We start from the raw sequence: 23,397 nt of genomic DNA on the forward strand, positions 1-23,397 counted from the left end.
CCGGCATCGACGCCGGCGCTGCCATTGAAGCGCCAGCAAGGATCAGTCCGTGGGCTTTTCGACGATCTTCATCCGCCGCCCGATCGCCACCTCGCTGCTGATGGCGGGCCTGTTGCTGCTGGGCATTCTCGGTTATCGCAAGCTGCCGGTGTCGGCACTGCCGGAAATCGATGCGCCCAGCCTGGTGGTCACCACCCAGTACCCGGGTGCCAATGCCACCACGATGGCCTCGCTGGTCACCACCCCGCTGGAGCGGCAGTTCGGCCAGATCTCCGGCCTGGACCTGATGACGTCCGATTCGTCGGCCGGGCTGTCGACGATCATCCTGCAGTTCTCGATGGACCGCGACATCGATATCGCCGCGCAGGACGTGCAGGCGGCGATCCGCCAGGCCACCCTGCCCTCGTCGCTGCCCTACCAGCCGGTCTACAACCGGGTGAACCCCGCCGATGCGGCCATCGTCACCCTGAAGCTCACCTCGGACACGCGCCCGCTGCGGGAGGTCAACAACTACGCCGATTCGATCCTGGCCCAGCGCCTGTCGCAGGTGCAGGGCGTGGGCCTGGTGTCGATCGCCGGCAATGTCCGCCCGGCGGTGCGCATCCAGGTCAATCCGGCGCAGCTGTCGAACATGGGCCTGACCCTGGAAGAACTGCGCAGCGCGCTCACCCAGGCCAACGTCAATGCGCCGAAGGGCTCGCTGAACGGCAAGACGCAGTCCTACAGCATCGGCACCAATGACCAGCTGTCCAGTGCCGCCGAATACCGCGACACCATCATCAGCTACAAGAACGGCCGCCCGGTGCGGCTGTCGGACGTGGCCGCGGTGGTGGACGGCGTGGAGAACGACCAGCTGGCCGCATGGGCCGACGGCAAGCCGGCTGTCCTTCTCGAAGTGCGCCGCCAGCCGGGCGCCAACATCGTGCAGACCGTCGAGCGCATCCGCGCGATCCTGCCGCAGTTGCAGGGCGTGCTGCCGGCCGACGTGCATCTGGAGATCTTCAACGACCGTACCGAGACCATCCGCGCCTCCGTGCACGAAGTGCAGTTCACCCTGGTACTGACCATCGGCCTGGTCGTGGCGGTGATCTTCGTGTTCCTGCGCCGCCTGTGGGCCACGATCATTCCTTCGGTGGCGGTACCGTTGTCGCTGGCCGGCACGTTCGCGGTGATGGCGTTCACCGGCATGTCGCTGGACAACCTTTCGCTGATGGCACTGGTGGTCGCCACCGGCTTCGTTGTCGACGATGCCATCGTCATGATCGAGAACATCGTCCGTTACATCGAGCAGGGCAAGAGCGGCAAGGAAGCGGCCGAGATCGGTGCGCGCCAGATCGGCTTCACCGTGCTGTCGCTGACGGTATCGCTGGTGGCAGTGTTCCTGCCGCTGCTGCTGATGCCCGGCGTCACCGGCCGCCTGTTCCATGAGTTCGCCTGGGTGCTGAGCATCGCGGTCGTGCTGTCGATGCTGATCTCGCTGACGCTCACCCCGATGATGTGCGCCTACCTGCTCAAGCCCGACGCGCTGCCGGAAGGCGAGGACGCGCATGAACGGGCGCACGCGGCCGGCAAGCAGACCGTGTGGAGCCGCACCGTCGGCCTGTATGAGCGCAGCCTGGACTGGGTGCTGGACCACCAGCGCCTGACCCTGGCCGTGGCCGGCGGCGCCCTTGTGCTGACCGTTCTGCTGTACGTGCTGATTCCCAAGGGCCTGCTGCCCGAGCAGGACACCGGCCTGATCACCGGCGTGGTGCAGGCCGACCAGAACATCGCGTTCCCGCAGATGGAGCAGCGCACCCGGCAGGTGGCCGAAGCGCTGCGCAAGGATCCGGATGTGACTGGCGTGTCGGCTTTCATCGGCGCTGGCAGCATGAACCCCACGCTCAACCAGGGCCAGTTGTCGATTGTGCTGAAGGAGCGCAGCCAGCGTGATGGGCTGGACCGGATCCTGCCGCGCCTGCAGGAGGCCGTCGCCGGGATTCCCGGCGTAGCGTTGTATCTGAAGCCGGTGCAGGACGTCACCCTCGACACCCGCGTGGCCGCGACCGAGTACCAGTACTCCCTGTCGGACGTGGACGCGGCCACCGTCGCCACCCAGGCCACGCGCCTGACCGAGGCCCTGCGCCAGCGGCCGGAGCTGGCCGACGTGGACAACAACCTGTCCAACCAGGGCCGTGCCCTGCAGCTGACGATCGATCGTGACAAGGCCAGCGTGCTGGGCGTGCCGATGCAGACCATCGACGACACGCTCTACGATGCGTTCGGCCAGCGCCAGATCTCGACCATCTTCACCGAGCTCAACCAGTACCGCGTGGTGCTGGAAGTGGCACCGGAGTTCCGCACCAGCACCGCGCTGATGGAGCAGCTGGCGGTGGCCTCCAACGGTGCTGGCGCGCTGACCGGCACCAACGCCACCAGCTTCGGCCAGGTCACCTCCTCCAACTCCTCCACGGCCACCGGCATCGGCGCGCAGAACACCGGCATCACGGTCGGTGCCGGCAACATCATTCCGTTGTCGGCGCTGGCCGAAGGCCAGGTGACCAGCGCGCCGCTGGTGGTCAGCCACCAGCAGCAGCTGCCGGCCGTGACCGTCTCGTTCAACGTCGCGCCGGGCTATTCGCTGTCCGAAGCGGTACGCGCGATCCAGGAGACCAAGGACAGTCTGGACATGCCCGCGCACCTGCATGCCGAGTTCATCGGCAAGGCCGCCGAGTTCACCGGCAGCCAGACCGATGTGGTGTGGCTGCTGCTGGCCTCGCTGGTGGTCATCTACATCGTGCTGGGCGTGCTGTACGAGAGCTACATCCATCCGATCACGATCATCTCGACCCTGCCGCCGGCAGGCGTCGGCGCGCTGCTGGCGCTGATGCTGTGTGGCCTGAGCCTGTCGGTGGACGGCATCGTCGGCATCGTGCTGCTGATCGGCATCGTCAAGAAGAACGGCATCATGATGGTGGACTTCGCGATCGAAGCACGCCGCGCCGGTGCCAACGCGCATGAAGCGATCCGCCGCGCCTGCCTGCTGCGCTTCCGCCCGATCATGATGACCACGGCTGCGGCCATGCTCGGCGCGCTGCCACTCGCGCTGGGTACCGGCATCGGCTCGGAACTGCGCCGTCCGCTGGGCATCGCCATCGTCGGCGGCCTGCTGCTCTCGCAGCTGGTGACGCTGTACACCACGCCGGTGATCTACCTGTACATGGAGCGCTTCTCCGAGTGGCTGGCGCGCCGCCGCGAGCAACGCGCACTGCGCGAGGGCACGCTGCAGGAGCCGCAGGCATGACCCCTGCCCCGCTGCTGCGGGGGGCCGCGCGATGAACCTGTCCGGCCCCTTCATCCGCCGCCCGATCGGTACCGCCCTGCTGGCCATCGGCCTGTTCATGGTAGGTCTGATCTGCTACCTGAGGTTGGGTGTATCGGCACTGCCGAACATCCAGATTCCGGTGATCTTCGTGCACGCCAGCCAGGCCGGTGCCGACGCGGCGACGATGGCCTCCACGGTCACCGCACCACTGGAGCGTCATCTGGGCCAGCTGCCGGGCATCGACCGCATGCGCTCGTCGAGCTCGGAAGGCAGCTCGCTGGTGTTCATGATCTTCCAGAGCGACCGTGACATCGATTCGGCAGCGCTGGACGTGCAGACCGCGATCAATTCCGCGCAGGCCGACCTGCCCTCGGGCATGGGCTCGCCGATGTACCAGAAGGCGAATCCGAACGACGACCCGGTGATCGCCATCGCACTGACCTCGCAGACGCAGTCGGCCGATGAGCTGTACAACGTGGCCGACTCGCTGCTGGCCCAGCGCATCCGCCAGATCAGCGGTGTGGCCTCGGTGGACATCGCCGGCGCGTCGACGCCGGCAGTGCGCGTGGACGTCAACCTGCGGCTGATGAACGCGCTGGGCCTGACCGCCGACGACCTGCGCAACGCGGTGCGCGCGGCCAATGTGACCTCGCCGACCGGCTTCCTCAGCGATGGCAACTCCACCACCGCGATCATCACCAACGATTCGGTGGCCCGCGCTGCGGACTTCGCCAACCTGGTGGTGAAGACCGAAGGCGACGGCCGGGTGATCCGCCTGAAGGACGTCGCCAACGTCTACGACGGCCAGCAGGACGCCTACCAGGCGGCATGGTTCGACCACAAGCCCGCGGTGGTCATGTATGTGTTCACCCGCGCCGGCGCCAACATCGTGGAGACCGTCGACCGGGTGAAGGCGCAGATCCCGACGCTGCGTGACTACCTGCAGCCGGGCACCACGATGACGCCATACTTCGACCGCACGCCGACGATCCGCTCGTCGCTGCACGAAGTGCAGATCACCCTGCTGATCAGCCTGGCGATGGTGGTGCTGACCATGGCGCTGTTCCTGCGCCGGCTCGCCCCGACCCTGATCGCGGCCGTGACGGTGCCGCTGTCGCTGGCCGGCGCCGCACTGGTGATGTATGCGCTGGGCTTCACCCTGAACAACCTGAGCCTGCTGGCGCTGGTGATCGCGATCGGCTTCGTGGTGGACGATGCGATCGTGGTGATCGAGAACATCATGCGCCACCTCGACGAAGGCATGCCGCGCCTGCAGGCAGCGTTCACCGGCGCACGCGAGATCGGCTTCACCATCGTCTCGATTACCGCCTCGCTGGTTGCGGTGTTCATCCCGCTGCTGTTCGCCAGCGGCATGATGGGCGCGTTCTTCCGTGAGTTCACCGTCACCCTGGTGGCGGCGATCGTGGTCTCGATGATCGTCTCACTGACGCTGACCCCGGCGCTGTGCAGCCGGTTCCTCAGTGCGCACGACCATCGCGCGGCACCCTCGCGCCTGGGCCGCTGGCTGGACGCCGGCCACGAGCGCATGCTGCGCATCTACACGGTGTTCCTCGATTTCTCCCTGCGCCATGCGTTGCTGCTCTCGCTCACGCCGCTGATCCTGATCGGCGTGACCGTCTTCCTGTTCGGCGCGGTGAAGAAGGGTGCCTTCCCGCCACAGGACACCGGGCTCATCTGGGGCCGCGCCAACTCCAGCGCGACCGTGTCCTTCGAGGACATGGTCAACCGCCAGCGCCGCATCACCGACATGCTGATGGCCGACCCGGCGGTGAAGACCGTCGGCGTGCGCCTGGGCAGTGGCCGCCAGGGTTCCAGCGCGCAGTTCAATGTCGAACTGAAGTCACGCAAGGAAGGCCGCCGCGAGACCACCGCGCATGCACTGGCGCGACTGAGCGCCAAGGCCGACCGCTATCCCGACCTGCAGCTGCGGCTGCGCGCCATCCAGGATCTGCCCAGCAACGACGGCGGCGGCTCCAGCCAGGGCGCGCAGTACCGCATCTCGCTGCAGGGCAACGATCTGGCGGCGCTGCAGGAGTGGTTGCCGAAGCTGCAGGCGGAACTGAAGAAGAACCCCAAGCTGCGCGATGTCGGCACCGACGTGGACAACGCCGGCCTGCGCCAGAACATCGTGATCGACCGCGCCAAGGCCGCGCGGCTGGGCGTCTCGGTCGGTGCCATCGACGGTGCGCTGTACGGTGCATTCGGCCAGCGCCAGATCTCGACGATCTACTCGGACATCAACCAGTACAGCGTCGTGGTCAATGCCCTGCCTTCGCAGACCGCGACCCCCACCGCACTGGACGAGGTCCATGTGCGGGCAGGCAATGGCGAGATGGTGCCGATCACTGCGGTGGCCACCCAGGTACCGGGGCTGGCGCCTTCGCAGATCACGCATGAGAACCAGTACACGACGATGGACCTGAGCTACAACCTCGCCCCCGGCGTCAGCATGGGCGAGGCAAAGGCGATCATCGATGCGACCGTGGCCGGCATGCGCATGCCGGGCGACATCCGCCTGGCCGACGATGCGGGCTTTGGCTTCAATTCCGATCCCAGCGACATGCTGATCCTGGTATTGGCGGCGATCCTGACCGTGTACCTGGTGCTGGGCATGCTGTACGAAAGCCTGATCCATCCGGTGACGATCCTGTCCACGCTGCCGGCGGCAGGCGTAGGCGCGCTGCTGGCCCTGTTCGGTACCAACACCGAGCTGTCGGTCATCTCGATGATCGCGCTGGTGCTGCTGATCGGCATCGTCAAGAAGAACGCGATCATGATGATCGACTTCGCGCTGGTGGCGCAGCGCGAGCACGGGCTGACCCCGCGCGAGGCCGCACGCGAGGCCAGCATCGTCCGCTTCCGGCCGATCATGATGACCACGATGGTCGCCATCCTGGCTGCGGTTCCGCTGGCAATCGGCCTGGGCGAAGGGTCGGAGCTGCGCCGGCCGCTGGGCATCGCGATGATCGGTGGCCTGCTGTTCTCGCAGAGTCTGACCCTGCTCAGCACGCCGGCCCTGTACGTGATCTTCTCCTGCCTGGCCGAGCGTTGGCGGGCGCGGCGCGCGCGCAGGCGCGAGGCGAAATTGCTCAAGCGCGCGCAGCGCGCCTAGCCTCGGTAGCGCCGGGCCACGCCCGGCGTGCCGCTACCACCCCCGTGCGACGCTCACGGTTTGACGCGCTGTAACGAAAAGAGAACAATTCGCAACCAGCCATGGTCCTGCGCCCCTGCGGCGCCCCGCTCCCAGTTCACGGACAGCCTGCGTGATCCCAGCCACTGCCTCTTCCCCCAACCATGGGTGGATGGCCTGTGGCCGTCCGCCGAGGAATCCGATCGATGCCTTCGTTCCGCACCCCGCGCCTGGCCCTGCTGGCCGCCGCCCTGTCCGCCGCCTGCGCGGCCCATGCGCAAGCCCCGGCTGGTGCCCGCAGCGCCACCGACCTGGACGCCATCAAGGTGGTCGGCGAACGCACCCACACCGAAGCCGGCGCGCTGGGTGACCGTGCCCTGCGCGATACCCCGTTCGCCATTACTGCGGTCGGCCGCGAACAGCTCGAGCAGCGCCAGGTCGTATCGCTGGGCGAAGCCTTCCTGTTCGATCCATCGGTCACCACCCAGGTAAGCGCCTACGCCAGCGGCTGGAGCTCGCCCATCCGCAACCGCGGCATCGATCTGAACTACGACAGCTATCGCGTGAACGGTCTGCAGGTGTCCTCGTGGGGCACCGAATGGCCGCTGGAAGTGATGGAACAGGTGGACCTGCTGAAGGGCCCCGGCGGCTTCCTGTACGGCTTCGGCGCGCCCGGCGGCATCGTCAACTACATCACCAAGAAGCCGACCGATACCGCTACCTTCTCGGCGCAGCTGGGCTGGCGCGAACAGGCCATCATCAGTGGCGGTGTCGATGCCGGCGGCCGCTTCGGCAACGAAGATATGTTCGGCTATCGCTTCAACGCGTATCAGGAGAAGGGCGAAACCTTCAACGGCGGCCATGTCGACCGCAAGGTCGGCGCGCTGTCGCTGGACGCGCGCCTGAGCGATGCGCTCACCTGGACCTTCGACGGCGTGTTCCAGTCGCGCGACCTGAGCGAAGAGTCGCCGCAGTACTACTTCATCGGCATGACCTCGCTGCCGCGGCCGATTGCCGGCGACGTCGACAACAGCGTGCCGGGCACCTACTACGATACCCGTTCCAGCCTGCTGTCCACGGCGTTCACCTGGCAGATCAACAGCGGCTGGAAGGCCAGCCTGAGCTACGGCGTCACCACCTCCTGGAACGACGTCAACAAGATCTTCGCCTACATCGACGATCCGAACGGCGACTACAACGTGAATGTGTATGAGCTGGGCGGCAAGAGCCAATGGAAACTGGCGCAGGCGCTGGTACAGGGCGGCTTCCGCACCGGCCCGCTGCAGCACCAGCTGGTGGCCGGCGTCAGCCACCAGTCCGGGCTGGGCTGGGACCGCCCCTACGAGTGGAGCACCATTGGTCGCGCCAACCTGTACCAGCGTTCGGCCATCCGCCACGACGCGGTGGGTTCGCGGGTGATGACCCGCGGCGATGAAACCGTGCAGCAGGCCGTATTCGCCAGCGATACCGTGGACTTCGGCGGGGGCTGGTCGGTGCTGGCCGGCTGGCGCTACAACGACTTCGAGACCAAGGGCCGTTACCACACCTACCCGGTCACCCCGACCTATGCGGTGATGTTCAAGCCCAGCGAGGCCGTGACCCTGTACGCCAGCTACATTGAATCGCTGGAAGCCGGCAGCCGCGTGGGCAACCCCTACATCAACGCCGGTGATGTGCTGGGTCCGACCATCAGCAAGCAGTACGAAGTCGGCGCCAAGGTAGAAGCCTCGCGCTGGAATGCGAACGTGGCCGCATTCCGCCTGGAACGCGGCGCCAACATCGACCAGCCCACCGACGCCGGCCTGCGCCTGGTGCAGGATGGCATCACCCTGTACGAAGGCGTGGAAGCCAGAGCCGACCTGCACCTGACCGATGCGCTGACCGTGGGTGGCGGCGTGACCTGGCTGGACCCGACCTACGACAGGCTGTCGCCCGACAATGCCGCGCAGGAAGGCAACCGCACCGTCGGCGCCGCGCGCTGGAGCGGTGTGCTGCATGCCAGCTACCAGCTGCCGTGGGTCGATGGACTGGAAACCTATGCTGCCGTGCGCTACTACGGCGATGTCTGGTACGACGCCGACAATACCCTGAAGCTGCCCGACTACACCCTGGTCAATGCCGGTGTGGGCTACCGCCTGATGGCGTCGGGGCACCCGGTCACCCTGCGCGCCAGCGTGGAGAACCTGGCCAATCGCAGGTACTGGTCGAACGCGGGCGTCGGCCTGCCGCGCACCTTCGCGGTGAGCGTGCGCTGGGAGATGTAACCCGGCTTGTGCGGCTGCGGACCGTGGGTCCGCACATTGAACACCGCACCCACGCGCACACCGCCATAATGGAGGCAATCCGCCGCCCGAGCCTGCATGTCCGCGTCCCATTCCCGCCTCAGCCGCCTGTGGGCACACGAGAAAGCCAGCTATGGCCTGCGCGTGTTCATCGCCCTGTCGGCTGCGATGGCCGTGTGCTGGCAGCTGGACGCGCTCCCCGCGCTGCCCGGGGCGTTCCTTGGCATCATCGCCAGCGCGATCGCCGAAACCGACGACAACTGGTGGGGCCGCACCAAAGCGGTGCTGCTGTCGCTGCTGTGCTTCTGCATCGCCGCCGCCTCGGTGATCGCGCTGTTCCCGTGGCCGTGGCTGTTCATCGGCGCACTGGCGCTGTCCACCTTCGGCCTGACCCTGCTGGGCGCTCTGGGCGAACGCTACGCCTCCATCGCCCAGGCCACGGTAACCCTGGCCATCTACACCATGATCGGGCTGGAACAGCATGGCGGCGCCGGAGATCTGCCACGTGCGTTGCATGCGGTCAGCCACCTGCTGGCCGGTGCAGTCTGGTATGGCCTGCTGTCCATCGTCTGGACCGCGCTGTTCGCCAACCGCCCGGTGCGCGAACGCGTGGCCCGTCTCTACCAGGAACTGGGCCGCTACCTGCAGCTGAAAGCCGCCTTGTTCGAGCCGGTGCGTGAGGCCGACCTGCAGCGCCGCCAGCTGGACCTGGCCGAACAGAACCGGCGTGTGGTGGGAGCCCTGAACGAAGCAAAGACGGCGATCCTTGCGCGCTTCGGCCGTTCCGGCCGGCCCGGGGTCAACTCCGGCCTGTACCTGCGCCTGTACTACATGGCGCAGGATTTCCACGAGCGCGCCAGCTCCTCGCACTATCCCTATGGCGCACTGGTGGATGCGTTCTTCCACAGCGACGTGCTGTACCGCTGCCAGCGCCTGCTCGATCTGCAGGGGCAGGCCTGCGCGCGTCTGGGCGAAGCCATCCGCCTGCGCCGCCCGTTCGTGTATGGCGAGAGCAACCAGCAGGCCGGACGCGACCTCGCCGACGCGCTGGCCTACCTGCGCGACCAGCAGCGTCCGCAATGGCAGCGCCTGCTCGGTTCGCTGGATCTGCTGGTGCACAACCTGCGCAGCATCGAGCGCCGGCTGCTCGACGCCGAACGCTCCGAGGCCAGCCTGGACAATGTCGACACGCGCCTGCGTGACAGCAACCCGCACACCCTGCGCGAGATGGGGGTACGGCTGCGCCAGCAACTCACGCCCGGCTCGGTGCTGTTCCGCCATGGCCTGCGCATGGCGCTGGCGCTGATCGCCGGCTTCCTGGCGATCCGCCTGTTCAATGCCCAGAACGGTTCCTGGGTGCTGTTGACCATCGTCTTCGTGTGCCGGCCGAACTTCGGCGCCACGCGCCAGCGCCTGGCACAGCGCATCGTCGGCACCCTGGCCGGTCTGGTATTGACCTGGGCCCTGCTGCAGCTGTTCCCACAGCTGCACGTGCAGCTGCTGATCGCCTTGCTGTCGGCGCTGCTGTTCTTCTTCACCCGCACCGATCGCTACCTGGTGGCCTCGGCCGCGATCACGGTGATGGCGCTGACCTGCTTCAACCTGATCGGCGATGGCTTCGTGCTGATCGTGCCGCGCATGGTGGATACGATCCTGGGCTGTGCGATCGCTGCGGCGGCCGCCTTCCTGATCCTGCCGGACTGGCAGGGACGCCAGCTGCATCGGGTGCTGTCACGGGTACTGGATACCGCCGCGCGTTACCTGGATGCGGTGCTGGGCCAGTACCGCAGTGGCATGCACGACGACCTGGCCTACCGTATCGCCCGCCGCGACATGCACAACGCCGATGCGGCGCTGTCCACTGCACTGTCGAACATGCTGCGCGAGCCCGGCCATGTACGCCGCAACCTGGATGCCGGCTTCCACTTCCTGGCGTTGTCCAACACCCTGCTCGGCCATCTGTCGGCACTGGGTGCCCACCGCGACCAGGTCGACAGCTACGCCGGCGACCCGCTGGCACTGGCCGCCGGCGACCGGGTGCGCAAGGCGCTGCAGCAGCTGGCCGGCGCGCTGGCCGCACGGCAGGCGGTTGCGGAGGATGACAATGATGCCGACCGCGCAGTCGCTGCGGAGCTGGAGCAGATCGAGGACGTGATGCCACCGAAGCTGCAGTTGATCCGCACCCAGATGGCGCTGGTGCTGCGCCTGCTGCCGAAGCTGCGTGCCGCCGCCAACGAGGCCGTACGCAGCCTGACCTGACCGCCGCCCCGCAGCACTGGATCCGGGCCCGGCCGGCGGGCAGGAATGCTAGGCTGCGCCGGTCAAGGAGATTCCATGTCCGGTCACAACCAGTTCGCCCTGCTGCGCCAGCGCCGCTTCCTGCCGTTCTTCATCGTGCAGGCGCTGGGCGCTTTCAACGACAACGTATACCGGCAGGCCATCATCGGCCTGCTGTTCTACCTGGGCGTGTCCGAAGAGCAGCGTTCGCTGTACACCACGCTGGCGCCGGCGATCTTCATTCTTCCCTATTTCCTGTTCTCGGCATTGGCCGGGCAGATCGCCGACAAACTGGAGAAGTCGCGGCTGATCGTGATCACCACCACGATGGAGATCGTGATCATGTCGCTGGCAGCGATCGGCTTCCTCACCGAGAACCTGCCGTTCCTGCTGGTGGCGCTGTTCTGCACCGGCATGCAGTCGACCCTGTTCGGCCCGGTGAAGTACTCGGTGCTGCCCTCGGTACTCAAACCCGAGGAGCTGACCGGTGGCAACGGGCTGGTGGAGATGGGCACATCCATCTCGATCCTTTCAGGGATGATCATCGGCGGTGCGGTGTTCCTGCTGGCGGGCAGCCACGGGCCCGTGTTCGCGGCATCGCTGGTCATCGCCCTGGCGGTCTGCGGCAACATCGCGGCGCGGTTGATTCCCAGGGTCGATGCCGGCGACCCGGGCCTGAAGATCAACTGGAACCCGTTGCCGGAGTCGCTGGTGGTGCTGCGCATGGCGCGCCAGCAGAAGGCGGTGCGCAATGCGATCCTGGGCGTGTCCTGGTTCTGGTTCGTCGGCACCGTACTGACCTCGCAGCTGCCGAATTATGCGCTGGCCAACCTTGGCGGCGAGCCCAAGCTGTACCTGCTGGCCCTGGCGCTGTTTTCCATCGGCACCGGCGTTGGCTCGCTGCTGTGCGAAAGGCTGTCGGCGCGCACGGTGGAGATCGGCCTGGTGCCGCTGGGCGCGTTCGGCATGACCGCGTTCCTGCTCGATCTGTACTTCGCCCGCAGCGGTGAGGCCACCGTGCAGGGCCTGAGCATCACCCAGTTCCTGCAGCAGCCCGGCAGCGTGCGCATCGTCATCGACCTTGTCGGGATCGGCCTGTTCACCGGCATCTTCGTCGTGCCGCTGTTCGCCCTGATCCAGAGCCGGACGCCGAAGGCGCAGATGTCACGCGTGTTCGCCGCGTTGAACATCCAGAACTCCGGTTTCATCGTGTCTGCCGCACTGCTGTCGCTGGCCGCGCGCGAACTGCTGCACTGGAGCATCCCGCAGCTGTTCCTGGCGCTGGCGATCGCCAATGCCGTGGTGGCGATCTACATCTTCACCATCGTCCCCGAATTCCTGATGCGCTTCCTGAGCTGGGTGATGGTGCGCACCCTGTACCGGCTGCGCCCGCATGGCATCGAAGCCAATGTGCCGGATGAAGGCGCAGCACTGATCGTCTGCAATCATGTCAGCTACATGGATGCACTGATCCTGTCGGCGACGATTCCGCGCCCGGTACGCTTCGTCATGTACTACAGGATCTTCAACATCCCGGTGATGCGCTGGATCTTCCGCACCGCCAAGGCCATCCCGATTGCCGGGGCTCGCGAGGACGAGGCCTTGATGCAGCGCGCGTTCGAGGAGATCGATGCGGCGCTGGCCGAGGGTGAGCTGGTCTGCATCTTCCCGGAGGGAGCACTCACCCGCGATGGGCAGATGGCGCCGTTCAAGTCCGGCGTCGAGAAGATCCTCGAACGCCGGCCGGTGCCGGTGGTGCCGATGGCCCTGCGCGGGATGTGGTCGAGCATGTGGAGCCGGCGCGACAGCCGGCTTGGCCGCATGCGGGTTCCGCGCCGCTTCCGCGCCACCGTCGAGGTGGTGGCGGCGCCTGCCATCGATGGTCGCAGCACCGACGCGCCGGCACTGGAAGCCCTGGTCCGCGCCCTTCGCGGCGATCACGCCTGACGGAATCCCTCCGTTCGCGCATAGCCGGGCCATTCCCCACATACGCCAGCGTCAAGCGCCGTGCCCGTCATTGCCGGGCTGAAAACGCATACATGCGACGCAGGTTGCGGTAGATTACGCACCCACAGGGGGGAGGTCCGGCCCGTTCACTACGGTCGGCCACCAAGGAATGGAGTCTCACGTTGAATCAACCGCCACCACTCGGCCGTCCGGTCTACATCCCCAACCATCTGGTGTGGGCGATCCTGACGACGCTGTTCTGCTGCCTGCCGTTGGGCGTGGTGTCGATCGTGTATGCCGCCCAGGTCGATGGCCGTCGCGCGGCCGGCGATCTGGCGGGAGCCTATAGCGCGTCACGCAAGGCGGGCTGGTGGGCGGCGGCTTCGGCCGCGGCCCTGCCGGTCCTGTTGCTGTTGTGGTTCGGGCTCTTCGGCGGCCTGGCCGCACTGGGCGCTCTTTCCGACCATTGATCCACCACCACCCATCAAGGAGCTTGAATCATGAATACCGCTACTCCGCAGGTCCCGAACAACCTGGTCTGGGCGATCCTGAGCACCCTGCTCTGCTGCCTGCCGGTCGGCATCGTGTCGATCGTCTATGCGGCACAGGTCAACGGCAAGCTGGCCGCTGGCGATATCGCCGGTGCACAGGACTCGTCCGCCAAGGCCAAGAAGTGGGCCATCTGGTCGGCCATCGCCTGGGTCATCATGGTCGTGCTGTATGTGCTGTTCTTCGTCGTGCTCGGTGGCATCGGCGCGATGAGCAACGGCAGCTACTGAGGCCTGCGGACGGATCCGGCGGCGTCCGCGCCGGATCCGTCTTCGCCTGATCGTGTCCGCTCTTCCTTCCCGGCTCGCCCGCTGGGCACCCTTGCTGGCCTCCACCGGCCTGGCCGCAGGCGCGGCCGTGGTGCTGCGCAACGTCAATCCCTACGTGGCCGGCAATCCCCTGCCGGGCTGCCCGCTGTACGCACTCACCGGCCTGTATTGCCCCGGCTGCGGCAGCACGCGCTGCCTTTACTCGCTGGTCCATTTCGATCTGGCCGGCGCGATGGCGATGAACCCGCTGCTGGTCATCAGCCTGCCCCTGCTGCTGCTGATGCTGCTGAACATCGCCGGCATCCGCCCGCGTGTGCTTGATCCGCTGATGCGGATTCTGGCCAATCCCATGTTCTGGCTGTGGCTGCTGCCCGGTTACGCACTGCTGCGCAACCTGCCGTGGGCACCGTTCACCGCACTGGCGCCGGTCTAGATTCCCACTTCGCGTCCAGGCGCGTCGCGAAGCGTGCTGCGGTCAGGCCGCACGCGCCTGGCCAGCGGCTACGTCACCCACCCGGCGATCACCAGCACGGCCAGCACCGCCAGCCACAGCAGCAGCATCCGCCACACCAGACTCATGGCATCGCGCAGGTCGGGCAGACGTTGCCAGACCGGCAGCAGGCCCGCCTCGGTGTAGTCATGCGCGTCCTCGCGCAGCTCGGCATTGACGCTGGCCCGCGCCACCGCACCCAGGAATCCGATGCCTCCGGCGAGGCGCTCGCCATGCGCTTGCCGCCATGCCTTCCACGCCGTGTCGAAGTTGCCGACCAGTGCCATCGAGAACGCCATCAACTGTGCCACCGGCCATTCGATCCAGCCCAGCAGGCGCTGGGCCACTGCCAGCGGCTCCACCGGTACGCGTGCACGCATCGGGCTTTCGGACATCAGCGCCAGCAGGCGATAGCCCAGCGCGCCCACCGGGCCCAGCAGCAGGAACCAGAACAGCACCGCAAACCAGCGGCGCAGCGCATTGAGTACGGTCGCCTCCACCAGCGAGGGTACATCCTCGCGCAGGCTGCCACCGGCCGCCTGCAGATGGCGCACGGCCGCCTGCCGGGTCGGTGCGTCATCGGCATCGATGATCGCTTCGATGTCACGGTCCAGGTCGCGCGGCCCCCAGCACCAGGCCAGAACCGCCACGCCCAGCAGCAACGAGGGCAGCCCGAACAGCACGCCCCGCAGCAGCCAGGCCAGCAGCGCCATCAACACCAGCGGCGGCAGAAGCGCCAGCACCACGCCCATGGGGCCCTGCCAGGCCTTGCCGCCGTGCGCATCCAGCCAGCCCAGCCAGCGCCGGAAGCTGTCAAAGCGGCGCAGCGAGGCGGCAGCGGCCGGGGCGACATGGCCCAGGGCCAGTGCAACCAGCACGGCAGCCAGAGTGGTGAACATGGCAGGTCTCCCTACGAAACAAGGCGCTCGGCGTCGCTACCTTACCCGTCGCGACGCCGGCATCAGCGGTCTGCCGCACTGTAACCCGGGCCGTGTTCAGGTGGCGGCAATGGTCGCCGCCGTTCTGACAGGCCGGTGCGGTCTTCAACCCCGCTGTTGGCGATACCAGTGCTCGATCAGCCCCCGCGAAATCGAGATCGGCGGCGACAGGCGGATGCCCTGGCCATCATCTTCGACATCACGTGCCAGCGCCGCGCCCACCTCGTCGGCACTGAACCAGCGCGCATCCTCCAGTTCGCCATCCACGGTCGGCACATCGTCCTGCGCCTGCGCGCGGAACCCCACCATCAGCGCGCCCGGGAACGGCCAGGGCTGTGAACCGAGATACTGGCAGGCAGTGATGCGCACCCGGCTCTCCTCGTGCACTTCCCGCACCACGGTCTGTTCGAAGGTCTCGCCCGGCTCGACGAAACCCGCCAGTACCGAATAGCGGCGCGGCGCCCAGTTGGACTGCCGCCCCAGCAGCAACCGGCCCTGGTTTTCCACCGCGACGATCACCGCCGGGTCCACCCGGGGATAGTGTTCGGTCGCGCACTGCCCGCAGCGGCCAACGAAGCCACCGCGGGCAAAGGCCACCGCCCCCCCGCAGACGCCGCAGAAGCGCGTGCGCGAATGCCAGTAGGACATGCCGCGCGCGTAGCTGAAAGCGGTCGCATCGGCCACCGGCCACAGCAGTGCCGCCTGGCGCAGGTCGAGCCGGCCAGGCGCAGTGACGGCAACCGCGGACGCTTCCACCGAAAACCAGGCCTGCTCACCCCGCAGACCCAGGAAGATCGCGGCACCGGGGCCGCCCCCGATGTCGGCGCCGGTCAGCGCCAGTGGCTGGTCATCAGCACCGGTGAAGGCACTGCCGTCCTGGTCAAGCACGAGAACCCGCGCATCCGGCCACAGGCGTGCCAGCACATCGGCATCTTCGCGCAGGGCATCGGCGCGCTCCAGCGGTTCGCCAATGAAGGCGAAACCGGACAGCGGCGAAAGAATATTGGACATCCAGCAAGCCTGCCGCCATTCGATGCGGGTGGCAAGGTCGGCGCTGTGCGCATTCTGCTGTGAGGTGTGGAGACCGCTCGACACACCTGGCGCGAAGCGCAGGCCCCGCGCCCTGCAATCACATGCTGAAGCTGCTGCCGCAACCGCAGGTGGTCTTCGCGTTCGGATTGCGGATCACGAACTGCGCGCCGGTCAGGCTCTCGGTGTAATCCACTTCAGCCCCCATCAGGTACTGCAGGCTGAGCGGGTCGACCAGCAGGGTCACCCCGCTGGTCTGTACCGCCAGATCGTCCTCGGCACGGTTCTCGTCGAACTCGAAACCGTACTGGAAGCCCGAACAGCCGCCACCCTCGATATACACACGCAGCGCCAGATCGGGGTTGCCCTCTTCCTGGATCAACGACTTGACCTTGGAGGCCGCTGCTTCGGTGAAGTTCAGCGGCCGCTCCAGCGACTGGTAATCGGGCGCGGCCGCCGTGGGGGCGCCCGGCAGGGAGACTAGCGTGCTCATGGCATCAGCATGGGGGCACCGGCGGTGGCTTTCAAGCCATCGCTTCGGCCAGCTTGCGTCGGGCCGCGGTGTCGCCCTTGCCACTGGCGGGATCGCCGCTTTCGGGTGCAGGCAGGGCCGCCAGCGGTGCGCTGGCATGGATCAGGCGTCCATTCAGCTGGGCCCCGGCGTTCATCTCCACCACCTCGTAGTGGACATTGCCGTTGACCCGCGCGCTCGGGGTCAGTTCGACCTTTTCGGTGGCGTGGACATCCCCCTCCAGGCGGCCGCTGATGACCACCACCTGGGCACGGATCTCCCCTTCGATCACGCCATGCTCGGCGAGCGTCAGGGTCGCGGTGCTGGCGCCTTCGGCGGCGATCACCTTGCCATGGATGCGACCTTCCACGTACAGGCCACCACTGAACTCCACATCACCGCGGATCACCACCTGGTTGCCGATCAGGGCATCCACCACCAGCTGGCCGTCACGGTTGGATTTGCTGTTTCCGAACATCTGCCTACTCCCCTTTGCTGGCCGGCGCGCCGGCCTGTTTCCAGTCGAATACCTGGGTGGCGCCCCCCGCACCACTCCCCAATGTCACCCGCACGCGTTGCGGAGTGAAGTCAGCCGGCAGCATCACGCTGCCGGTGAGCTGCTGGAAGTACCGGAACGAGTAGTCCTGTCCCGGCACCTTGCTGCGCTGGTGCAGATCATCCCAGCTGATCGTGGCCAGCTTGCCGTTCTTCACGCCTTCCACGGTGAAACGCATCTGCCCCTGGCTGATGGCCCCGCGGTTGAGGTTCTGGGTCAGCACGGCGGTGTACTGCCAGGTGCCGGCCGATTCCGGGCTGAACTCGATCGAGTGGGTGTTCAGGCCCTTGCGCTGGCTGGTCGAACCGACCAGGCGCTCATAGAAGGCGACGTCCGCGCGCAACCCGGCGATCTCTTCGTCGCGCTCGGCGAGCGAGGACTGCACTTCGTTGTTGGCGGCGCGGCTGATGCGGTCGGAGGCTTCCAGCGTGGCCTGCTTCTGGCGCAGTTCGGTCAGCTGCGCCTGCAGGCTCTCGGCACGCTTCTCGGCCGCCTGCAACCGTTGTCCCTGCTCGCCACGCGGCGCCCCCATCCAGCAGCCTCCGATCGTGGCCAGCACCAGGCTGAGCAGCCAGATGCCTCCAATCACCCACAGGCGACGGCGGTCCGCGGGCGGATGTGACGCGCCGGGCAGGCGGACCTGCACGCGCATGGGAGGACGGTTGGTCATGGGTAGATCCCGTGGCATCGCGGGCGCGACACCGGCACGGCCCGTGTGGCAAACGACGGGCTAGTGTATGACAGGATCGGCAGGATTCCTGCGCTGGAGGCGACCGAGGTCTGTGGCGTTCAGGCACGCCATCGTCGATAGTGTGGCCCCTCGCACAGTTCCGCCGTCGGAGCATCGCCATGACCGAAGCCCACCTGTTCGTGATCGGCATCCTGCTGGCCTGGCTGGCCGGCATCCGTGTCTACCTCACCGTCTTCGGTGTCGGCCTGGCCGGCCTGCTCGGCTGGGTCGACCTGCCGCCCGCCCTGCAGGCGACCGAGTCGTGGTGGGTGCTGGGTACCTCAGCGGCGCTGGCCGTGACCGAGTTCTTTGCCGACAAGATTCCCGGCGTGGATTCGGTCTGGGACCTGGTGCAGACCCTTGCCCGGGTCCCCGCCGGAGCCTTCCTCGCCGCCGCCACCCTGTCGCCGGATGGGCAGCTGGGTACCGGTGCGCTCGCTGCCGGCGCCGGCGTTGCCCTGGCCAGCCATGGCCTGAAGGCGGGCACCCGTGCCCTGCTCAACACCTCGCCGGAGCCGGCCAGCAACTGGGTCGCCTCGATCGCCGAAGACACCGTGGTGGTTGGCGGCCTGGCATTGGCCCTGGCACACCCCTGGATCGCGCTGGTCGTGGTGCTGGCATGCAGCCTGGCCGGCGCATTGCTGGTCTGGCTGGCATGGCGCGCTCTGTGGCGCGGCGTGCGTTGGCTTGCCCGTGCCGGCAACGGGACTGACCGGCAACAGCCACGCACCGGTTGAATGCCGGGCGTGTCGCATAATGGCTGCGATCATCAGGAGTCCCCATGGCCGCAATTGAATCCCCCGCAGGCGTCCGCCCGGGGCGCGCTGAAACGCCACCGGCCGATCATTGGCAACGCTGGGCCACTGCGGTGGTGGACGCGGGTGCCTCCCCGTCGGTTTCGTCCAGCGTCGCCGACAGTGGGCCTGCCTCCGGCGGTGCTCCGCCGCCGCTGCCGGGCGTCACCTCACAGCCCGAGGCGGGCAACCACGACCCGGCACCGGCGCCGGCGGATTCACCGTACCGCGTGCTGATCGTCGAGGACGACCGTGCGCAGGCTCTGTTCGCGCAGAGCGTGCTGCACGGCGCCGGCATGCAGGCCATCGTGCTCAGCGATGCCGAAGGCGTCCAGCAATCGATCAAGGACCATCGCCCTGACCTGATCCTGATGGACCTGCACCTGCCCGGCCTGGACGGCATGCGGCTGACGGCGATGATTCGCCAGCAGCCCGGCCTGCAGTTGCTGCCCATCGTGTTCCTCAGCGGCGATCCCGATCCGGAGCGGCAGTTCGAAGTGCTCGACAGCGGTGCCGACGACTACCTGAACAAGCCGATCCGACCGCGGCACCTGATCGCGGCGGTCGCCAACCGCATCCGCCGTGCCCGTGCGCAGGCGGCAACCCTGCCCGGCGCCTCCGGCACGCCGGCCACCAGCAATCCTGAAACCGGCCTGCCGACGCGCCATCATGTGCTGCAGCAGCTCAATGCCGCCCTGGCCCACCATGATCGTGGCGGCCTGTTCTTCATCGAGGTGGCCAGCGCGCTGGGCCTGCGCGAGCGCTATGGCTACGCTGCGTTCGAACGGCTGATGGTGCAGGCCGGACAACGCTTGGCCGAGGCCGGCCATCCGCACCTGCTGGCGCGCCTGAACGACAACAGTTTCCTGCTGCTGGCGCGTGATGCCGATGAGGACAGGCTGGAGAGCGTGGCCGCCACCCTGCGCGAGCAGCTCTCCGCGAGGGCCTTCGTGATCCGCGATGACGAATCGGTGCACCTGCGTGGCGTGGTCGGCTATGCACCGCTGTCGCCCGGCTTCGAGGATGCCGCCAGTGCGCTGGAAGCCGTCGAGCGCACGACCCTGCAGGCACGCCTGCTCAGTGCCGGCGTGGCCGGCCACGTGCATCGGCAGGCCATCAGCGAACAGGAGCATCTGGCCCTGCTGGAAGGCCAGCTGGAACTGGCTTACCAACCCATCGTCGCCGTCGCCGGTGGAGGCAGCGCGCAGTACCAGGTCCTGCTGCGGCTGCGCCAGGCCGACGGCACCGTGCTGACCGCCGGACAGGTGATTCCGGCCGCCGAAGCCGCCGGCCGCATCGCCGACCTCGACCAGCAGGTGCTGGACCATGCGCTGGGCCTGCTGGATCTGTACCGGCATGCCACCCAGCCTCTCAATCTGTTCGTCTCGCAGTCGCTGCGTACCCTGCAACGCGACGCCTTCGCCGACTGGCTGCTGGAGTCGCTGCAGCAGCGCGACCTGCCAGGCAGCGCGCTGGTCATCGACGTGCGCCTGCCTGATGCGCTGATCCACACCGTGCCGCTGCAGCAGTTCTGTCAGCGCATGGCGCAGGCCGGCGTGCGCTTCTGCCTGAGCCAGTTCGAGCCCGGCAACGATGCCGACGCGCTGCTGGGCCAGCTGCCGCTTTCGTTCGTACGCATGGCTGCACGCTTCTCCAGCAGCCACGCCAATCCAGGCACGCGCGAAGAACTGCGCAGGGCGATCGAGCGGGCGCACGGCGCCGGTCTGCAGATCATCGGGCAGCAGATCGAAGATCCGCAGGCAGCGGCCGCGATGTGGGTGGGAGGGGTCGACTACATCCAGGGCAACATGGTGCAGTCCGCCGGCAGCGACCTGAACTTCGACTTCCACAACGCGGTACTCTGACATGCCGCTGTGGGCGGTGCTGCTGGTGGCCCTGGCCGTGGCGGCCATCGCGCTGCTGCTGGCGGGGCTGCGCCTGCGCACGCGCAGCCAGGCGCTGGCCGCACTGCAACGGGATCGTGCCGCGCTGGCCAGCGAGCGCGACCAGCTGCGCCGCACCACCGAGCGCCAGGGCCAGCTCGAACAGCAGTTGCTGCAGGCCAAGCAGGCGGCCGAGGCGGCGGTGCTGGCCAAGGGCGAGTTCCTGGCCACGATGAGCCACGAGATCCGTACGCCGCTCAACGGCATCCTGCCGATGCTGGAGCTGATCGCGCGTGGCCCGCTGGGCGAGGATCAGCGGCAGATGCTGGCCACCGCATCGGCCAGCTCGCAGCAACTGCTGCGTATCGTCGACGACATCCTCGATTACTCGCGGTTGGAAGCACAGGCACTGGAGCTGGAGATCACCAGCTTCAATCTGCGCGAGCTGCTCGACGCCGTGGTGCAGCTGATGCAGCGCGCTGCCGACGCCAAGGGACTGGCACTGGCGCTGCAACTGGATCCGACGGTCCGCCTTCCCGTGCGCGGCGATCCGGTGCGCCTGCGCCAGGTGCTGAGCAACCTTCTGGCCAATGCCATCAAGTTCACGGCACGCGGCCAGGTGCAGCTGCGCGTGCAACGGCTGGGCGAAGGTCCGGCCCAGCACCAGTTGCGCTTCGAAGTGATCGACACCGGCATCGGCATCGACGAGGCCCAGCAGGCACGCCTGTTCCAGTCCTTCAGCCAGGCCGATGCGTCGACCACCCGCATCTATGGTGGCACCGGCCTGGGCCTGGCCATCTGCAAACGCATCATCGACCTGATGCACGGCCACATCGGCGTCCAGTCGACCCCCGGCCAGGGCGCCCGCTTCTGGTTCGAGATTCCGTTGTTGAAGGTTCCCGGCGACCTGCCGGCGATGGCACGCGCACCGGCCACCCTGCTGCTGTTCAGTGCCGACAGCCACCTGCAGGCGCGCATCGAACGCATTGCCGCCCATCACGAGCTGCAGGTGCAGGTCATCGACGGGATGGACGCGCTGGCCGAGCGGCTGCGAGCCGTGCCCCGCCCCGGGCACGCTGCGCCGGCCTGGCTGCTGATCGATGCGCCTGCGCGCCGCAGCGGCGGAACCCGCCTGCGGCAGGCGCTGGCTGCGCGCGGTGAGGACGACACGCTGCAGGTGCTGTGGCTGCAGGACGAGCCGCTGCCCGCGCAGGAGCGCCATCGCCAGCTGCCGGTCGCCTTCGAGGATGCCGCCCTGCACGCCCTGCTTGCCACGCCCACCGCCAGCGCGCGCCCGTCCGCCTGGCTGGCTGCCGCCGAAGAGGGCCAGGCACCGGCTGCCCTGCCAGCGCTCGGTCTACGCGTGCTGCTGGTGGAGGACAACACGGTCAACCGCATGGTGGCCGAACACCTGCTGCGGGTATTCCAGTGCGAGGTCCGCAACGCCGCCGATGGCGAGCAGGCACTGGTCGCGCTGCGCGAAGGCGGTGTGGACGTGGTGCTGATGGACTGCCAGATGCCGGTGCTGGACGGTTACGCCGCGACGCGCCAGTGGCGCGAGGAAGAGATCGCAGCCGGAGGCCGGCGCCTGCCGATCATCGCCATGACCGCCAATGCCATGGCCGGTGATCGCGAACGCTGCCTGCGAGCAGGCATGGACGATTACCTGTCCAAACCGATCGCGCGCGACACGCTGCACGCGCTGCTGCTGCGCTGGGGCCCCAAAGCCCTCCCCACGCCGGCAGTTCCGGCGGCGGCAGCGAAGGCCGGTCCAGAACCTGTCGCCCACCCGGTTCTGGACCGGAACGTGCTGGACGAGCTGCAGGCGGTCATCGGTGATGCCGCCACGCAGATCGTATCGGTGTACCTGGAAGACGCACCGGCGATGGTGCAGGCGCTGCAGCAGGCGGCGCAGGACCACGATGGCCAGCGCCTGCAGGCAGTCGCGCACAGCCTGAAGTCCTCCAGCGCGAATGTCGGCGCGATGTCGCTGTCGGCGGTCGCACAGCGGATCGAGCACGAGGCCCGCGCCGGCAGTCTGCAGCGCCCCGCCGTTGCGGTTGCGCTGCTGGTGGCCGAATTCGCCCGGGCACGGGTGGCGCTGGGCGGGTACCTGGCACAGCATCGCGCCGGCCAGGCGGGCTGACTCACTCTTCGAGCTTGCTCAGCAGGTACTTCGGTTCGCCGATGCGCTCGATCAGGTCCAGCTGCGTTTCCAGCCAGTCGATATGCTCTTCCTCCGAATCGAGGATCTTCACGAACAGCTGGCGGCTCACATAGTCGCCGACCGAATCGGCATAGGCCACCGCCTCGCGCAGGGTGACCACGCCATCACGCTCGAGCGAAAGGTCACACTGCAGGATCTCGGTCGGGTTCTCGCCGATGCGCAGCTTGCCCAGCGCCTGGAAGTTCGGCAGTCCTTCAAGGAACAGGATGCGGTCGGCGAGCATGTCGGCATGCTTCATCTCGTCGATCGATTCCTTGTACTCATGCTCGGCAAGTTCCTTGATGCCCCAGTTCTTCAGCATCTTGGCGTGCAGGAAATACTGGTTGATCGCGGTCAGCTCGTTGTAGAGGACCTTGTTGAGGAATTCGATGACCTTGGTGTCGCCCTTCATGGGGATACTCCTGCACGCTGAAAACGCAGGCACTTTACCGCCTTGCGTGCGGTCGTGAAGGAACGCGAA

Annotated in this window: 17 protein-coding genes; 11 read left to right on the forward strand and 6 right to left on the reverse strand. The window is 67.5% G+C overall.

Going from position 1 to position 23,397, the window contains the following annotated elements; all coding sequences use genetic code 11:
- The first annotated feature begins 49 nt into the window (after positions 1 to 49).
- The 8 genes from N7367_RS04945 to N7367_RS04980 all read left to right on the forward strand — a co-directional run bounded on the left by N7367_RS04945 (position 50) and on the right by N7367_RS04980 (position 14,212).
- A complete protein-coding gene (locus tag N7367_RS04945) occupies positions 50 to 3,283 on the forward strand; it encodes an efflux RND transporter permease subunit (RefSeq protein ID WP_053515615.1) in 3,234 nt (1,077 codons plus the stop codon).
- 31 nt (positions 3,284 to 3,314) lie between these two features.
- A complete protein-coding gene (locus N7367_RS04950; protein ID WP_065174390.1) occupies positions 3,315 to 6,437 on the forward strand; it encodes an efflux RND transporter permease subunit in 3,123 nt (1,040 codons plus the stop codon).
- Between the two features lie 224 nt (positions 6,438 to 6,661).
- On the forward strand, positions 6,662 to 8,719 hold the full coding sequence (locus N7367_RS04955; protein ID WP_279941852.1) for a TonB-dependent receptor: 2,058 nt from the start codon (positions 6,662 to 6,664) through the stop codon (positions 8,717 to 8,719).
- Positions 8,720 to 8,815: 96 nt separating this feature from the next.
- Positions 8,816 to 10,996: a YccS family putative transporter gene (gene yccS / locus N7367_RS04960; protein ID WP_065174388.1), complete on the forward strand. Its 2,181-nt coding sequence runs from the start codon at positions 8,816 to 8,818 to the stop codon at positions 10,994 to 10,996.
- 75 nt (positions 10,997 to 11,071) lie between these two features.
- Positions 11,072 to 12,961 carry an MFS transporter gene (locus tag N7367_RS04965; protein WP_279941853.1) on the forward strand — a complete coding sequence of 630 codons (1,890 nt, stop codon included), beginning with the start codon at positions 11,072 to 11,074 and terminating at the stop codon, positions 12,959 to 12,961.
- A 182-nt stretch (positions 12,962 to 13,143) separates the two neighbouring features.
- On the forward strand, positions 13,144 to 13,431 hold the full coding sequence (locus N7367_RS04970) for a CD225/dispanin family protein (protein ID WP_053515606.1): 288 nt from the start codon (positions 13,144 to 13,146) through the stop codon (positions 13,429 to 13,431).
- A gap of 30 nt (positions 13,432 to 13,461) precedes the next feature.
- A complete protein-coding gene (locus N7367_RS04975) occupies positions 13,462 to 13,740 on the forward strand; it encodes a CD225/dispanin family protein (RefSeq protein ID WP_065174386.1) in 279 nt (92 codons plus the stop codon).
- A gap of 52 nt (positions 13,741 to 13,792) precedes the next feature.
- Positions 13,793 to 14,212 carry a DUF2752 domain-containing protein gene (locus N7367_RS04980; protein WP_053515602.1) on the forward strand — a complete coding sequence of 140 codons (420 nt, stop codon included), beginning with the start codon at positions 13,793 to 13,795 and terminating at the stop codon, positions 14,210 to 14,212.
- Positions 14,213 to 14,280: 68 nt separating this feature from the next.
- Here N7367_RS04980 and ampE read toward each other — a convergent pair whose 3' ends face one another.
- From ampE to N7367_RS05005, 5 genes are all read right to left on the reverse strand, one after another.
- Positions 14,281 to 15,168, reverse strand: coding sequence for a regulatory signaling modulator protein AmpE (gene ampE / locus N7367_RS04985; RefSeq protein WP_279941854.1), 888 nt, complete (start codon positions 15,166 to 15,168; stop codon positions 14,281 to 14,283).
- Positions 15,169 to 15,312: 144 nt separating this feature from the next.
- The gene (gene nudC / locus N7367_RS04990; RefSeq protein ID WP_065174519.1) at positions 15,313 to 16,218 is read right to left on the reverse strand and encodes an NAD(+) diphosphatase; all 906 of its coding nucleotides are present in this window, start codon (positions 16,216 to 16,218) and stop codon (positions 15,313 to 15,315) included.
- Between the two features lie 118 nt (positions 16,219 to 16,336).
- Positions 16,337 to 16,729, reverse strand: coding sequence for an iron-sulfur cluster insertion protein ErpA (gene erpA / locus N7367_RS04995; protein ID WP_053515598.1), 393 nt, complete (start codon positions 16,727 to 16,729; stop codon positions 16,337 to 16,339).
- 31 nt (positions 16,730 to 16,760) lie between these two features.
- The gene (locus tag N7367_RS05000) at positions 16,761 to 17,225 is read right to left on the reverse strand and encodes a polymer-forming cytoskeletal protein (RefSeq protein ID WP_053515596.1); all 465 of its coding nucleotides are present in this window, start codon (positions 17,223 to 17,225) and stop codon (positions 16,761 to 16,763) included.
- 4 nt (positions 17,226 to 17,229) lie between these two features.
- Positions 17,230 to 17,973: a DUF6776 family protein gene (locus N7367_RS05005; RefSeq protein WP_053515594.1), complete on the reverse strand. Its 744-nt coding sequence runs from the start codon at positions 17,971 to 17,973 to the stop codon at positions 17,230 to 17,232.
- Between the two features lie 179 nt (positions 17,974 to 18,152).
- Here N7367_RS05005 and N7367_RS05010 point away from each other — a divergent pair, with 179 nt between their 5' ends.
- From N7367_RS05010 to N7367_RS05020, 3 genes are read left to right on the forward strand one after another with little or no spacing between them, the layout of a single operon-like run.
- A complete protein-coding gene (locus N7367_RS05010; protein ID WP_053515592.1) occupies positions 18,153 to 18,770 on the forward strand; it encodes a DUF4126 domain-containing protein in 618 nt (205 codons plus the stop codon).
- A 44-nt stretch (positions 18,771 to 18,814) separates the two neighbouring features.
- The gene (locus N7367_RS05015; protein ID WP_279941856.1) at positions 18,815 to 20,692 is read left to right on the forward strand and encodes an EAL domain-containing protein; all 1,878 of its coding nucleotides are present in this window, start codon (positions 18,815 to 18,817) and stop codon (positions 20,690 to 20,692) included.
- Position 20,693: 1 nt separating this feature from the next.
- Positions 20,694 to 22,856: an ATP-binding protein gene (locus N7367_RS05020; RefSeq protein ID WP_279941857.1), complete on the forward strand. Its 2,163-nt coding sequence runs from the start codon at positions 20,694 to 20,696 to the stop codon at positions 22,854 to 22,856.
- Between the two features lies 1 nt (position 22,857).
- Here the strand turns inward: N7367_RS05020 and bfr are convergent, their stop codons facing one another.
- Positions 22,858 to 23,328 carry a bacterioferritin gene (bfr, locus tag N7367_RS05025; protein ID WP_005414691.1) on the reverse strand — a complete coding sequence of 157 codons (471 nt, stop codon included), beginning with the start codon at positions 23,326 to 23,328 and terminating at the stop codon, positions 22,858 to 22,860.
- Between the last annotated feature and the right edge of the window lie 69 nt (positions 23,329 to 23,397).

It is taken from the genome of Stenotrophomonas sp. GD04145 (assembly GCF_029835135.1).
Lineage (GTDB): Bacteria > Pseudomonadota > Gammaproteobacteria > Xanthomonadales > Xanthomonadaceae > Stenotrophomonas > Stenotrophomonas maltophilia_P.

Excerpts from the sequence above, each read along its gene's own strand:
- N7367_RS04975 (WP_065174386.1), top strand. The coding sequence starts at position 13,462 with ATGAATACCGCTACTCCGCAGGTCCCGAACAACCTGGTCTGGGCGATC.
- N7367_RS05005 (WP_053515594.1), bottom strand. The coding sequence starts at position 17,973 with ATGACCAACCGTCCTCCCATGCGCGTGCAGGTCCGCCTGCCCGGCGCG.
- N7367_RS05020 (WP_279941857.1), top strand. The coding sequence starts at position 20,694 with ATGCCGCTGTGGGCGGTGCTGCTGGTGGCCCTGGCCGTGGCGGCCATC.
- N7367_RS05000 (WP_053515596.1), bottom strand. The coding sequence starts at position 17,225 with ATGTTCGGAAACAGCAAATCCAACCGTGACGGCCAGCTGGTGGTGGAT.
- N7367_RS04965 (WP_279941853.1), top strand. The coding sequence starts at position 11,072 with ATGTCCGGTCACAACCAGTTCGCCCTGCTGCGCCAGCGCCGCTTCCTG.
- ampE (WP_279941854.1), bottom strand. The coding sequence starts at position 15,168 with ATGTTCACCACTCTGGCTGCCGTGCTGGTTGCACTGGCCCTGGGCCAT.
- N7367_RS05015 (WP_279941856.1), top strand. The coding sequence starts at position 18,815 with ATGGCCGCAATTGAATCCCCCGCAGGCGTCCGCCCGGGGCGCGCTGAA.
- N7367_RS04950 (WP_065174390.1), top strand. The coding sequence starts at position 3,315 with ATGAACCTGTCCGGCCCCTTCATCCGCCGCCCGATCGGTACCGCCCTG.
- erpA (WP_053515598.1), bottom strand. The coding sequence starts at position 16,729 with ATGAGCACGCTAGTCTCCCTGCCGGGCGCCCCCACGGCGGCCGCGCCC.
- N7367_RS05010 (WP_053515592.1), top strand. The coding sequence starts at position 18,153 with ATGACCGAAGCCCACCTGTTCGTGATCGGCATCCTGCTGGCCTGGCTG.
- bfr (WP_005414691.1), bottom strand. The coding sequence starts at position 23,328 with ATGAAGGGCGACACCAAGGTCATCGAATTCCTCAACAAGGTCCTCTAC.
- yccS (WP_065174388.1), top strand. The coding sequence starts at position 8,816 with ATGTCCGCGTCCCATTCCCGCCTCAGCCGCCTGTGGGCACACGAGAAA.
- N7367_RS04955 (WP_279941852.1), top strand. The coding sequence starts at position 6,662 with ATGCCTTCGTTCCGCACCCCGCGCCTGGCCCTGCTGGCCGCCGCCCTG.
- nudC (WP_065174519.1), bottom strand. The coding sequence starts at position 16,218 with ATGTCCAATATTCTTTCGCCGCTGTCCGGTTTCGCCTTCATTGGCGAA.